The sequence below is a fragment of the Vibrio sp. QJM3NY_21 genome (assembly GCF_057785975.1).
Map to the genome: position 1 here is coordinate 2,701,694 of NZ_CM173513.1, position 14,506 is coordinate 2,716,199.

Here is a 14,506-nt window from a genome sequence, read left to right on the forward strand (position 1 = left end):
AAAAGACCGCCCAATGAGTAGCGATCTTTTTGTTATACCAATCTGATTAAGTCATTATTGTCGTACTTGCGCTGATTGGTAAACAATCATATCAAGTATTAACGAATAATACCGCGCTCAGAGTTCTCTAGCATTTCTAGCATAGGAGTAACCGAAGTAAACTCTTTTGCCATTTCAACTAAAGCCGCTTTCGCTTCTTCAAGTGTTTTACCTGAACGGTATAACTCTTTGTACGCTTTCTGTAGTGCACGAATTTCTGGTTTCTCAAATCCGTTACGCTTCAGGCCCACTAGGTTAAGGCCAAATGGAGCCGCATGGTTACCCTGTGCAAGCACGTACGGCAGTACATCTTGAACAACAGCAGAACAGCCGCCAATGTAGGCGTAAGCACCTATTGAACAGAACGGGTGAATCGCAGATAGCGCCATTACACCAGCGTAGTCACCCACTGTTACGTGACCGCCAAGAATAGCGTTGTTACCAATGTGAGTATGGTTACCAACAATAACATCGTGTGCTACGTGAGCATTAACACAAAGTAAGTTGTCATCACCGATCACTGTGGTTGCTTTGTCTTGAGTTGTACCACGGTGGATTTGAACCGCCTCACGAATCACGTTGCGATCACCGATCACAACTGTTGTCTCTTCGCCACCGTATTTCTTATCTTGGTTCTCTTCACCGATAACAGCGTGTGGGAAGATGCGGTTTTCTTTACCAATGGTTGTGTGACCTTTGATCACCACATGCGACATCACTTCAGTGTCGTCACCAATTGTCACGTTACCAGCAATGTAAGTGAAAGGCCCAACCGTCACGTTAGCACCGATAGTTACATCACCTTCGATTACTGCTGCCGGGTGAATTTTCGCTGTTTCATGAATCATATTAAAACTCTCTACGAGCACATTTAAGTTCAGCTGAACATACAACTACGCCGTCAACTTTAGCAACGCCGTTAAACGATGCAATACCACGACGCTCTTTTAAGAATTCAACTTCGATAATCAGTTGGTCACCTGGCACTACTGGCTTGCGGAATTTTGCTTTATCTACACTTGCAAAGTAGTAAAGCTCGTTACCAGAAGGGGCACCAAATGATTTAAATGCTAGAAGACCAGTTGCTTGCGCCATTGCTTCTAAGATCAACACGCCTGGGAATACAGGAAGTTGAGGGAAGTGGCCGGTGAACTGAGGTTCGTTAACAGAGACATTCTTAATCGCAGTCAGTGTTTTTTCTTTTTCAAAGCTAGTCACACGATCAACCATTAAGAATGGGTAGCGATGAGGTAATAGTTCCTGAATTTCAGTAATGTTCATCGTTGTCTGTTCAGTAGTCAAAGTCGTATTCCTATGTATATTCTTTATTTAATTAGAAGGATTATAAACGAAAAAGACTCGCTGTACGCGAGCCTTTTATTAGAAATGCTGGAATTATGATTCCGCGCTCTTCTCGATAAGTTTTTCAACGGTTTTCAAACGCTTGTTCATTTCATCAATACGATGTACACGCGTTGCTGTTTTACGCCAATCTTTGTTTGGCTGTAAAGGAATACCCGAAGAGTACATGCCTTTCTCAGTGATACTGCGCATTACCATCCCCATACCGGTGATTGTAACGCCGCCAACGATTTCAATATGACCATTAATCACACAACCGCCACCAATAATACAGTACTTACCTATCGTCGTGCTGCCTGCGATAATAGTACCACCTGCAATAGCAGAACCATATCCGATGTGAACATTGTGAGCAATTTGAAGCTGGTTATCTAAGATAACGTTATCTTCAATGATTGTGTCATCTAATGCGCCACGGTCGATGGTTGTACACGCGCCAATTTCTACACGGTTACCAATGCGAACTGAACCGACTTGTGGAATCTTAACCCACTCACCTTTCTCGTTCGCATAACCAAAGCCATCAGAGCCAATGACAGTGCTTGATTGAATCAAACACGCGTCACCAATCACGACTTCATGGTAAACACTTACATTAGCCCATAGCTTAGTGCCTGTGCCAATATTTGCATTTTTACCAATAAAACAACCAGCTCCGATGATCACATCATCACCAAGTACCACACCAGACTCAATCACAGCGTTCGCACCGATAGACACATTTTGTCCAATGGTTGCATCGCTTGAAATTGAAGCAGAATCAGCGATAGCCGCTGCGGGTGCAGGAGTAGTATCAAGCGCTTGAGCAACTTTAGCAAAAGCAACGTAAGGGTCGCTGACCACAATCACGTTGGTCTTACACAGTTCGCGCTCACTCTCTTTAACCATAATAGCGGAAGCTTTACAGTCACCAAGGTGCTTGCTGTACTTCACGTTCGAAAGGAACGTAATGTTTCCTTCTTGCGCTTTATCCATAGGAGCAACTGCTGAAACGGTAACTGTACCGTCTCCGTGTAGCTCTCCCCCGGTAATCGTTGCCAATTCGGCTAAAGTCAGATTCTTCATAAACTTATTTCAGTGATTTAATTACTTGCTCAGAGATGTTGTATTCCGGCTTGCCGTACTGCAGAGCTTGAATATCAACAATCATGTCGTAGCCTTCTTTCTCTGCAACTTTAGTTACAGCATCTTGAATCACTTTGAATAGCTTCTGCTTCTCTTGTGCTTCACGACGTTGGCTTGCTTTTTCTAGAGCTTGAGCTTTGATTTTGTACTTACTGTCTAGTTGACCGACTTCGATACGAAGCTTCTCAACTTCGTCAGGACCTAGTAGTTCACCATCACGCTTAAGCTTTTCAATCTTAGTTTTTGCTTCTGCTTGAATGCTCTGCAGCTCAGCTGCTTTATCTTTGAACTCTTCCTGCATTTTTTGAAGAACAACTTCGCGTTGAGGTAGAGCCTGGAATACTTGTGCAGTGTTTACATAACCCACTTTTTGCGCAGCTTCAGCAGCTGTTGCAAAGAAAGAAGAGCTAAGAACTACAAGGCCTAAACCTGCTGCTTTAATCATATTTTTCAAAATATTGTCCTTTAAATATTAGAAAGTTCTACCAATGGTAAATGTGAAGAATTCCTCATCATCACCTTCGTAAATTTTAACGGGTTTCGCTAGAGAGAAAACCAATGGGCCCATCGGCGACATCCATTGAAGGGCTGCACCATAAGATGAACGGTAATTTGTTGGATCAGAGTAGTCGTAGTAGTACTGACCACCGCTAGTAGGTCTATTACGATCTACAAATTCCGTATCCCAAACACTTGCCATGTCGAAGAAGACACTGGTTCGAATTTGGCTGCGTGCTTCATCAGAAGCAAACGGCGTAGGTACAATTAACTCTAAACTTGCCAAGGCAACCGCATTACCACCAACCGAATCATCGGTTGCAGAGCTGTACGTAGGGTTGTTACCCGTACTGCTCCCGTAAACGGCTTTTGGACCCGCTGAGTTAGAGCCAAAGCCACGCAACGTTGTAAAGCCACCTGCGTAGTAGTTCTCGTAGAATGGGAACAAGTTATCATTACCATCCGTTTGACCGTAACCATTACCATAGCCTAATCGGCCACGCATCAAAAGTGTGAACTCATGCTTTTTGGTCAGCGGGATGTAATGTTTTACATCGTACTGAGCTTTGAAGTACTTAGCGTCAGAGCCTGGTACAGTCATTTTGGCGAAAGCACGTTGGTGGTTACCCTCGGTTGGGAAGAAACCACGGTTAAGGTTGTTACGAGTCCAAGAGATATTGATATCGAAGTCATCGGTTAAGATGTTTTCGTCACCATATTGGTCAATACTTCTCGCGAACTGTTCCACTTGGATATAGGTCGGAACGTTACCGATCTTGTTGTGCGTATAGCCAACACCAAATTCGATACGGTTCAATTCATCCATAGGGAAGCCCCATGTCAGGCTGGTGCCGTAACTTTGGTTGGTATAATCGACAATACCCGCTTCAGAGGCTTCGAATTCGTTGTAGAAGATCTTACCGCCTAAGCTCACTCCATCAAGGTTCCAGTATGGGTCTCGGTAGTCTAAGCTCACGTTCTTTTGGTAATCGTTCATCATGGCACTTACGCCAACACGGTTACCTGAACCCGCAAAGTTATCTTGTTGCAAACCAACTTGGAAGCTGACACCTGATTCGGTACCGTAACCAACACCAAAGTTGATGCTGCCTGAGTTCGCTTCCTTAACGTTGTAAACCAAGTCAACTTGGTCTTCACTGCCAGGAACACGCACTGTTTGTACATCAACCGTTTCAAAGAAACCTAAACGGTTAAGGCGGCTCTTACCGGTGTCAATTGACTTAGAGTTAAGCCAGCTGCCTTCCATTTGACGCATTTCACGACGTAGTACTTCATCTTTGGTCGAGTTATTACCCGTAAATCGAATATCACGAACGTAGATACGGCTGCCCGCTTCTACATTAATCACCAATGACACTTCTTTGGTCTCATCGTCAAATTCAGGAATAGTACGTACTTGTGGGTACGCATAACCAGACTCACCAAGAATACGCTTTACGCCCTCTTCTAGTGATGTAACAGAAGAGCCGTTGTACGTATCGCCGTCTTCAAATGGTACTAATGCTTCAAAATCAGCCTCACGGCCAATCAGCTCACCACGAAACGCGACATCTTTAACGGTGTAGGCTTCGCCTTCATCAATACCAAGCGTGATGTAAACGCCTTTCTTATCTGGAGAGATCGCTACTTGTGTGGAATCCACCTTAAATTTAAGGTAACCACGGTCAAGGTAGTACGATTTCAACGCTTCGATATCACCCGCTAATACTTGCTTCTGGTATTTTTCATCCGCAAGGAAATTCCACCATGCAACATCAACATTCAGGTTGAAACGGCTCAGTAGCTCAGCATCAGAGAAGACTTCATTACCAATAAAATTGATTTGCTGAATCTTAGCGGATACGCCTTCAGTAAATACAAACTTAAGGTCAGAACGGTTACGAGGCAAAGGTGTCACAACCGCTTTTACTGTCGCGTTGTACTTACCAACACTGTAGTAAAAATCTTCAAGGCCTTTCTCGATGTTACTCAGCGTTGTGCGGTCAAGGGCTTCACCTTCACGAACACCAGATGCATCTAGGTTCTGCTGAAGCTGCTCTTCTTTGATCGCTTTGTTCCCTGAGAATGAAATGCTTGCGATGGTCGGTCGTTCTTTTACTTGAACAACTAAAACACCTTCATCGCGAAGGACCTTAACATCCTCAAAGTTACCTGAAGCATACAGTGCACGAATGATCTCAGATACATCGCCTTCATCCACTTCATCGCCAATACGCACTGGCATTTTCAGTAGGGCTGCACCAAGTGCAACACGCTGTAAACCTTCGATCTTGATATCTTGAACTACAAAGTTTTGTGCTCCGTTCGCAGCCACACTAGTGGCCAATAGACTTGCGAACAGAATTTGCTTAATCGCCATACTTATTCTAATTATTCCTTGCTACTACCAATGCCTGTGAGAAACCATTCACAGACGAGTAAAATCATTAAATATTGCCAGAGCCATCAAAGAGAAGAGGATTGCTCCTCCCACTCTGTATCCCATTTCCTGAATTTTTTCAGGAACCGGTTTACGAGTAATGGCCTCAATAGCGAAAAAGAGCAAATGTCCGCCATCAAGCATAGGCAGCGGAACCAAATTAATAATACCCAAATTGACACTAATCAGAGCCAAAAAGCCTAAGAAGTAAACCAAACCGTAATCAGCGGTTGTACCTGCGCCTTTAGCAATTGAAATCGGGCCACTCAAGTTGTTTAAGCCAACATCGCCAACGATGAGCTTCTTGAGCATTGTCAGCGTCAAACCAATGATTTGACCTGTTTTATCAAATGCTTTTCCTACAGACTCAATTACACCAAATTGTAACTCAAAGCGATAATCTTCTGGCCATTCTGCGACTTCTGGAGCAATACCCGCATAGCCGATTATTGAACCATCAGAAAGCTCTCGACTTTTTGGCGTCATAGACAACGACTGTTCAAAACCATTACGCAATACAATAAGGTTCATTGATTTCATCGGGTTCGAGCGAATCAACTCAACAACCGACTGCCACTGTTCAATTGGCTGCCCATTAATTTCAACAATTTTGTCACCAGCTTCTAGCCCCGCAGAGTATGCAGCGCCATCATCAATAACTTGAGCAAGCACTGTTGATATCTCTGGAGAGTACGGTCTAAAACCAAGCGTTGTCATTGCAGACTCAGTTTCTGGGTTGAACGACCAGTCTGAAATATCCAATGTCATCTGTTGCTCAAAGCCAATATCGTCTTGAGAAGAAACCGTTACTGTCATGGATTGGTCACCAATATGTGAGATCAAACCCATATTGACTGATTCCCAATCTGCGGTTTTGATTCCTGAAATAGATTTAAGTTCCATTCCAGTTTCAATTCCGGCTTGTGCAACAATAGATTGCGGGGTGACCTCACCGATCACCGGTTTAACCGCAGGCACGCCAATCAAAAATACCAGCCAATACGCAAACACAGCAAAGATAAAGTTAAATGCTGGGCCTGCACCGACTATGGCCGTGCGTTTCCACAATGGCTTCTTGTCAAAAGCGTATTGCTGCTCTTCTTCAGAAAGGTCGTCAACACGCCCATCGAGCATCTTAACGTAGCCGCCCAGCGGAATCACTGACAAGCTGTATTCAGTACCATCACGGCCGATCTTGCTCCAGATTGATTTACCAAAACCAATCGAGAATTTTTCTACTTTCACACCACAACGACGAGCAACCCAGAAGTGTCCAAACTCATGAACAGCAACCAGAATACCAAGCGCTACAATAAAAGATGCGAAGTTCCACAGAATTCCACTCATGCTAGCTGCTCTTTAATAAATTGAATGGCTATTTGACGAGACATATTATCTAGCTCAAGAAGGCTTTCCAAGCTATCTAAGCCCTCAGAGCTATATTGTTCACATACTTTGCTCATAACATGCTCGTTAATGACAGCAATATCGGTAAACTTAACCCGATTGTTCAAAAAGGCATCGACTGCAATTTCATTGGCAGCATTAATTGCTGTTGTTGCATGCTGCCCTAAGTAACACGCTTCAATTGCTAATCTTAAACATGGGTAACGGCTAAAATCGGGTTCTAGAAAAGTAAGCTCGCCCACTTTGGTGAAATCCAGAGGCTTAACGCCAGCTTCTGTACGCTCAGGATAAGACATCGTCAAAGCGATTGGCGTCGCCATATCGGGTTCACCCATTTGAGCAAGTACCGAGCCATCCTTGTACTGGACCATTGAATGAATCACAGACTGAGGATGAATAATGACTTTTAACTGTTCTTGAGAAGCATTAAATAGCCACTTAGCTTCAATGTACTCAAGACCTTTATTCATCATGGTCGCAGAGTCAACAGAGATCTTAGGGCCCATAGACCAGTTAGGGTGTGCAATAGCGCGAGCCGGTGTTACCGATTCTAACTCAGCAACATCCGTATAGCGGAAAGGACCACCAGAACCCGTCAAGAGAATATGGTTGATACCGTTCTCTTCCAGATTACAACGACCTAGATGGGTTTGTACATTTTGCGGTAGGCATTGGAAGATAGCATTATGCTCACTGTCTACAGGAAGTAGTTCAGCACCGTACTTTTCCACGGCGTCTATAAACAACTGCCCTGACATCACTAAAGCTTCTTTATTAGCAAGCAAAATACGCTTACCAGCCTTAACCGATGCCATCGTAGGAAGCAAGCCTGCTGCTCCCACAATCGCAGCCATTACCGTGTCCACTTCCTCTAGAGAAGCAACCTGACACATGCCTTCTGGGCCTGAAAGTACTGTAACGTTAGGGTAATTAGCGGACAGCATTTCAGTCAGCTGAGATGCTGCATCTGGGCAAGCCATAGCAATATAGCTTGGTTGCCACTTTTCAACTAACGCCAACATCTTTTCGACATTCGACCCGGCAGCCAGTGCCACGACCGAATAGAGATCTGGGTTTTGTTCAACGACTTTTAGTGTACTTGCACCAATTGAGCCGGTAGCACCAAGGATAGTTAGATTTCGCATCACATATGACCGTAGAAATGAAATAAAGGGCAGAATCACTGCCCTTTATTATTAGAATGCTAAATAAAGCAGAGCAAAGACAGGGAATGCAGCCGTTAAGCTATCTATTCTATCAAGTATACCACCATGACCAGGAATCAGATTACTGCTGTCTTTCACCCCGGAAACACGCTTAAACATGCTTTCAACAAGGTCACCAAGAACAGAGATAACGACAGTCACAAGGGTAATTACAATCATGTGAAGAGGACTTGTGAATTGGATATCAAACAAGTCAGCAAAAATCCAAGCTATGATCACCGCTGTAATAATGCCACCAATAAGACCTTCAATCGTCTTATTAGGGCTTACCGCCGGTGCCATTTTACGCTTACCAAAACTCTTTCCTGAAAAATAAGCACCGCTGTCAGCAGCCCAAACGAGCAAACAAACAAACATCACCAATTTTGCGCCGTGGTAAGGATCAACATCGATACCGTTAGCGCGCAGAATAACCACACTCCAGAAAAATGGCAGCAGAGTCAGCACGCCAAATGCGTGACGAAGGAGAGAAGAATCTTTCCATGCGGGCATAGACTTAGGATAAGTCACTGCCATACCACTCGCTATTACCCACCAAATAGAACCAATCGTTAGAATGGTGTAGTGAGCGCTAGATAAATGATTAAGGCTAAATGCATCAAAAGGGATAAAAGCAAAACTTGCAGCACTGACTACAACCGTTGGAATCAGCGCTAAATAACGCGATTTGCTTTCAACAAACTGAGTCCACTCCCAAAAGCCCAATAGCGAGATTACTGCTAGTGAAAGAATAAACGTGGGAAGTGATAACTCGAAAATACCTAGAATAACTAGGGGAGCTAAAATCAACGCTGTAATAATTCGTTGTTTCAAACCAAAAAATCCTTATTAACTGTCCATCAGAGCTTTAATTTGCTCACCAGTGCATCCAAAACGACGCTCGCGGTTTACAAACCAAGTCACAGCTTCTACTAAGCTGTCTTCATTAAAGTCTGGCCAGAATTGTTCAGTGAAATACATTTCGGCGTAAGCCAATTGCCAAAGCATAAAGTTACTAATGCGGCACTCGCCACTGGTGCGGATAAGTAGGTCAACTTCAGGAATATCTGCCATAGTCAGGTGCTGTGTAATCATAGCTTCATCAATGTCATCTACATTAATATCGCCAGACTTTACCTGTTGAGCAATTGAGGTCATTGCCTGCTGGATATCCCACTTGCCGCCATAGTTAGCAGCAATATTAATAACCATACCCGTATTGGTACTAGTCAAAGCTTCTGCTTCTTCTATCTTCTTTTGTAGTCGATCATTGAAACGACTTTTATCACCAATAACACGCAATTGTAGATTATTTTTATGAAGTTTTTTGACTTCACTCGACAGCACTGAAATAAACAGTTCCATCAAGATACCGACTTCTTCTTCAGGACGACGCCAGTTCTCGCTACTAAACGCAAAAAGTGTAACGGCCTTAATGCCAAGTTTGGCAGATGAAGAGATGGTTTTACGAACGGCTTGAACACCGTTTTTATGACCAAAGACGCGAGGCTTGCCCTGAGCTTTTGCCCAGCGGCCATTACCATCCATAATGATAGCAATGTGTTTAGGAAGAGAGTCTGTGAACGCTTGAGAATTATGCATAAAAGAGTGAATCAAATTCTAATAGTCGAACAGAGTAGCATAAAAAAACGCTGAACCGTGAGTACAGCGTTTTTCCGGAAAGAAAAGAATATGGAAAATTAAACTTCCATCAACTCTTTTTCTTTAGTTGCTAGAACTTCATCTACGTTCTTAACCGCAATGTCAGTTAGCTTTTGAATTTCGTCTTGTGCTCTACGATCTTCATCTTCAGAGATTTCTTTGTCTTTCAGAAGTGCTTTTAGATCGCCATTCGCGTCACGACGGATATTACGGATAGCAACACGGCCACCTTCAGCTTCACCACGAACGATTTTAACGAGGTCTTTACGACGCTCTTCCGTTAACGCTGGAAGTGGTACACGAATAACCGTGCCAGCAGACATAGGGTTTAGGCCTAGGTCAGATGTCAGGATTGCTTTTTCAACTAAAGGAGTCAGTGTTTTATCAAACACTGTAATTGCTAGTGTACGTGCATCTTCTGCAATAACGTTAGCAACTTGAGCCAAAGGCGTTGGTGCACCGTAATACTCTACAGTAAGACCAGACAGTAGGCTTGGGTGAGCACGGCCTGTACGAATCTTTTGCAGGCTATTTTTAAGTGCATCTACACTTTTATCCATACGCTCTTGAGCGTCTTTTTTGATTTCGTTAATCACAATTTCACCTTGATTATGTTCTTTCTTCAAGAAAGCTTTTTATTTGGAGTGATAAGGATAAGCTTACCAAAGCATAACACCTCAGTAAGCCCGAAAAATTAGTCAGCGTCGCTGATTAATGTACCTTCAGTTTCACCCATAACCACGCGACGTAATGCGCCTGGTTTATTCATGTTAAATACACGGATTGGCATTTTGTGATCACGTGCTAGCGTAAATGCAGCCAAATCCATCACTTTAAGTTCTTTTTCAAGAATAGTGTTGTAAGACAACGTATCATACAGCTCTGCGTCTGGGTTTGCTACTGGGTCAGCAGTAAATACGCCATCTACCTTTGTCGCTTTTAGAACTACGTCAGCTTCAATTTCGATACCACGTAGACACGCAGCAGAATCTGTAGTGAAGAATGGGTTACCAGTACCCGCTGAGAAGATCACAACACGACCTTGACGTAGTTGGCTGATTGCATCTGCCCAGTTGTAGTCGTCACACACACCTTTAAGAGGGATAGCTGACATTACACGTGCATTTACGTAAGCACGGTGCAGAGCGTCACGCATTGCAAGGCCGTTCATTACCGTTGCTAGCATACCCATGTGGTCACCAACAACGCGGTTCATACCTGCTTCAGCAAGGCCTGCACCACGGAAAAGGTTACCGCCACCGATAACAACGCCTACTTGAACACCTAGTTCAACCAATTCTTTTACTTCTTGAGCCATACGATCAAGGACCGTCGCGTCAATACCAAAACCTTCTTCGCCTTGTAGTGCTTCGCCGCTAAGTTTTAACAGAATACGTTGATACGCCGGTTTAGGGTTCGTAGTCATGGAGTTTACCTTCCAAAGAGTTGATGATTAACAGTCATGGATAAAAACTGAAGAGCTCAGTTTGCATTCATAACAGCTAACAGCCAAAAAATAATTCATTATTCATAAAAAGACCGCAGCATTTGCCACGGTCTTTTTCAATCAATACACTAAGGATTAACCTTGTTGTACCGCTGCAACTTCGTCTGCGAAGCTCATTTCAGCCGCTTTCTCGATACCTTCACCAACTTCTAAACGAACGAAGGTAGTAACTGATGCGCCTTTCTCTTTAAGAATGTCAGCAACAGTTTTCTTAGGTTCCATGATGAAAGCTTGACCAGTAAGAGATACTTCGCCCGTGAATTTCTTCATACGGCCGATAACCATTTTCTCAGCGATCTCTTGTGGTTTGCCTTCGTTCATAGCGATTTCAACTTGAACAGCTTTTTCTTTTTCTACTACGTCTGCAGGTACGTCAGATGGGTTAACGTACTCAGGCTTAGAAGCAGCAACGTGCATAGCGATGTGCTTAAGCGTTTCAGCTTCGCCTTCACCAGCAACAACAACACCGATTTTCTCGCCGTGACGGTAAGAAGCTAGTGCAACACCTTCAACAAGCTCAACGCGACGGATGCTGATGTTCTCACCGATCTTAGTTACTAGAGCGATACGTGCGTCTTCAAATTTAGCTTGAAGTGCAACGATGTCTAGACGTTCAGCTAGAGCAGCTTCAGCAACTTCGTTAGCGAATGCAAGGAAACCTGCATCTTTAGCTACGAAATCAGTTTGGCAGTTCACTTCAAGAAGAGCAGCAACGCCAGCGTCTTCTTTAATGATGATTGTGCCTTCAGCAGCAACGTTACCAGCTTTTTTAGCTGCTTTCGCTGCGCCAGACTTACGCATGTTTTCAATTGCTAGCTCGATGTCGCCTTCAGCAGCAACAAGCGCTTTTTTACATTCCATCATGCCCGCAGCTGTGCGTTCACGAAGTTCTTTAACTAGAGCTGCAGTTACAGTTGCCATTCTCTATTCCTCAGTAAATTCTAAAAAAGATAAAAAACAGGGGCCTAATTAATTGGCCCCTGATATTGACTGTATTCAGTTCTTAAGCCATCGATTATGACCGCTTAATGTGAACTAAATATGGCTCAGAGCCGCTATTATTCAGCTTCTACAAAACCGTCTTTTTCAGCAGCTACAGCAGCAACATCTTTGTTACGACCTTCTTTAACCGCGTCTGCAGCAGCGTTTAGGTAAAGCTGTACTGCACGGATTGCATCATCGTTACCAGGGATAACGAAGTCAACACCGTCTGGGTTAGAGTTAGTATCAACTACAGCGTAAACTGGGATACCTAGGTTGTTTGCTTCTTTAACTGCGATGTGTTCGTGATCAGCATCGATAACGAATAGAGCGTCTGGAAGGCCGCCCATGTTCTTGATACCACCAAGAGATTTCTCTAGCTTCTCCATTTCACGAGTACGCATTAGAGCTTCTTTCTTAGTAAGCTTGTCGAAAGTACCGTCTTGAGCTTGCGCTTCAAGTTCTTTCAGACGCTTGATAGACTGACGAACAGTTTTGTAGTTCGTTAGCATACCGCCTAACCAGCGGTTGTTAACGTAGAACTGGTTGCTGTTGATAGCAGCTTCTTTAACAGCTTCAGATGCAGCACGCTTAGTACCAACAAAAAGAACTTTACCTTTCTTCTCGCCAACTTTAGCAATTTCAGCTAGAGCTTCGTTGAACATTGGTACAGTTTTTTCTAAGTTGATGATATGAACTTTGCTACGAGCACCAAAGATGAATGGCTTCATTTTTGGGTTCCAGTAACGAGTTTGGTGACCGAAGTGAACACCAGCTTTAAGCATATCGCGCATTGATACAGTTGCCATTTTAAAATCCTCTATGGGGTTAGGCCTCCACACTCCCCATGAATCCGACCCCTAACAACTAACCACTTTTCAGCCGTTATCTGTGTTGTTGAGGCACCCCGGAACATGTGTCGGAATGTGTGTGATTTAAAGAAATAAGTTAGTGGACACAAAGCTTGTTTCGCCAAATGGAGAAAACAGTCCTGATGTCCGGCGCGCTTTATACCATATTTTGTCTATCTATGGCTAGAAAAAAATCTAAAAATGGCGACTGCTATACTGATCCCTAGCGGTGAATTTTCTCTATAAAATAGTGTCCTATTCAAATCGCGTCTGCGTCATTAAACCGAACATTATCTACTCAGACTGAGCAGTATCCACCAACATTGTGCGGACATGGGAATGTTGCGCTAAAATGCTGCACTGATAGAATAGCCCCAATATGCACACTTAGGTGCTACCAAATTAAGAGATATGCAATGGCTGTAAAAATTAAAACTGCTGAAGAAATTGAAAAAATGCGCGTTGCCGGCAAGCTGGCTTCAGAAATTCTAGAGATGATTGAACCTCACATCCAAGTGGGTACAACGACAGAAGAGCTAAACCAAATCTGTCATGAGTACGCTCTAGAAAGAGGCGCATACTCAGCACCACTTGATTACCACGGTTTCCCTAAGTCAATCTGTACGTCTATCAACCACATCGTGTGTCACGGTATTCCAGCATCACAAGATGAGACGGGTAGCACAGGTCAATTCAAACCTGCAGTATTAAAAGATGGCGACATTCTCAACGTTGATATCACTGTGATTGTTCCTGATGACGAAAATGCTGATCTAAGTGTTCGTCCACAAGGCTACCACGGTGACACCTCTAAGATGTTCCTTGTGGGTGAAGTTTCTCCAGCAAACAAACGTCTGTGTATGGTTGCTCAAGAAGCACTTTACGAAGGCATGCGTCAGGTTAAACCAGGTGTTCAACTTGGCCAAATCGGTACTGCTATTGAGAAGTACATCAAAACAAACAACAAGAACAACCCACGCGCTAAATTCTCTATTGTAAAAGATTACTGTGGCCACGGTATTGGTTCTGAGTTCCACGAAGATCCACAAGTCGTTCACTACAAAAACAGTGACCGTACCGTACTGAAAGCAGGCATGTGTTTCACAATCGAGCCAATGATCAATGCGGGTAAGTTTGGCTGTCGTCTAGATGACGAAGATAGCTGGACAGTGTACACAGCAGACAGCAAGAACTCCGCTCAGTGGGAACACACTCTAGTTGTGACCGATACTGGTTGTGAGGTACTAACACTACGCAGCGACGATACGATCCCACGTATCATGAAGAACGCTTAGTTCAACAAGCTGAATACCTCAGACTTTTAAAAATATCCTCGCCTGTCGAGGATATTTTTTTATCCCCTCAATTTCGATTTTCCATCAGCTTCTGTTAAATTGTTTACTATTCTCATTTGCTTGCACGGATAGCA

The 14,506-nt window shown here is 43.7% G+C and carries 14 protein-coding genes; 1 reads left to right on the top strand and 13 read right to left on the bottom strand.

Annotated features, from left to right (window positions below):
* Positions 1-98: 98 nt before the first annotated feature.
* The 13 genes from lpxA to rpsB all read right to left on the bottom strand — a co-directional run bounded on the left by lpxA (position 99) and on the right by rpsB (position 13,035).
* Positions 99-887, bottom strand: coding sequence for an acyl-ACP--UDP-N-acetylglucosamine O-acyltransferase (lpxA, locus tag AC3CID_RS11900; protein ID WP_004734340.1), 789 nt, complete (start codon positions 885-887; stop codon positions 99-101).
* A 1-nt stretch (position 888) separates the two neighbouring features.
* Entirely contained in the window at positions 889-1,341 is a 453-nt protein-coding gene (fabZ, locus tag AC3CID_RS11905) for a 3-hydroxyacyl-ACP dehydratase FabZ (protein ID WP_004734341.1), read from the bottom strand.
* A 93-nt stretch (positions 1,342-1,434) separates the two neighbouring features.
* Positions 1,435-2,466, bottom strand: coding sequence for a UDP-3-O-(3-hydroxymyristoyl)glucosamine N-acyltransferase (lpxD, locus tag AC3CID_RS11910; protein WP_017079409.1), 1,032 nt, complete (start codon positions 2,464-2,466; stop codon positions 1,435-1,437).
* A 4-nt stretch (positions 2,467-2,470) separates the two neighbouring features.
* Entirely contained in the window at positions 2,471-2,971 is a 501-nt protein-coding gene (locus AC3CID_RS11915) for an OmpH family outer membrane protein (protein WP_004734343.1), read from the bottom strand.
* 27 nt (positions 2,972-2,998) lie between these two features.
* A complete protein-coding gene (bamA, locus tag AC3CID_RS11920; protein WP_372317803.1) occupies positions 2,999-5,404 on the bottom strand; it encodes an outer membrane protein assembly factor BamA in 2,406 nt (801 codons plus the stop codon).
* A gap of 48 nt (positions 5,405-5,452) precedes the next feature.
* Entirely contained in the window at positions 5,453-6,811 is a 1,359-nt protein-coding gene (gene rseP, locus AC3CID_RS11925) for a sigma E protease regulator RseP (protein ID WP_017093243.1), read from the bottom strand.
* Complete coding sequence (gene ispC, locus AC3CID_RS11930; RefSeq protein ID WP_065205031.1) at positions 6,808-8,016, bottom strand: 1-deoxy-D-xylulose-5-phosphate reductoisomerase; 1,209 nt, start codon at positions 8,014-8,016, stop codon at positions 6,808-6,810. The genes rseP and ispC overlap by 4 nt, the downstream gene beginning before the upstream one ends.
* Positions 8,017-8,067: 51 nt before the next feature.
* Entirely contained in the window at positions 8,068-8,910 is an 843-nt protein-coding gene (locus AC3CID_RS11935; RefSeq protein ID WP_017084153.1) for a phosphatidate cytidylyltransferase, read from the bottom strand.
* 15 nt (positions 8,911-8,925) lie between these two features.
* A complete protein-coding gene (gene uppS / locus AC3CID_RS11940; protein WP_488526597.1) occupies positions 8,926-9,678 on the bottom strand; it encodes an undecaprenyl pyrophosphate synthase in 753 nt (250 codons plus the stop codon).
* A gap of 98 nt (positions 9,679-9,776) precedes the next feature.
* Positions 9,777-10,334, bottom strand: a complete 558-nt coding sequence (frr, locus tag AC3CID_RS11945) for a ribosome recycling factor (protein ID WP_004734349.1) — start codon at positions 10,332-10,334, stop codon at positions 9,777-9,779.
* A 98-nt stretch (positions 10,335-10,432) separates the two neighbouring features.
* Positions 10,433-11,164: a UMP kinase gene (pyrH, locus tag AC3CID_RS11950; protein ID WP_017072669.1), complete on the bottom strand. Its 732-nt coding sequence runs from the start codon at positions 11,162-11,164 to the stop codon at positions 10,433-10,435.
* Positions 11,165-11,320: 156 nt separating this feature from the next.
* Positions 11,321-12,166: a translation elongation factor Ts gene (gene tsf / locus AC3CID_RS11955; RefSeq protein ID WP_017084154.1), complete on the bottom strand. Its 846-nt coding sequence runs from the start codon at positions 12,164-12,166 to the stop codon at positions 11,321-11,323.
* Between the two features lie 137 nt (positions 12,167-12,303).
* Positions 12,304-13,035, bottom strand: coding sequence for a 30S ribosomal protein S2 (gene rpsB / locus AC3CID_RS11960; RefSeq protein WP_032500394.1), 732 nt, complete (start codon positions 13,033-13,035; stop codon positions 12,304-12,306).
* A 458-nt stretch (positions 13,036-13,493) separates the two neighbouring features.
* On the opposite strand from rpsB, the gene map reads away from it, so the two are divergent.
* Positions 13,494-14,372, top strand: coding sequence for a type I methionyl aminopeptidase (gene map / locus AC3CID_RS11965; RefSeq protein ID WP_004734352.1), 879 nt, complete (start codon positions 13,494-13,496; stop codon positions 14,370-14,372).
* The last annotated feature ends 134 nt before the right edge of the window (positions 14,373-14,506 follow it).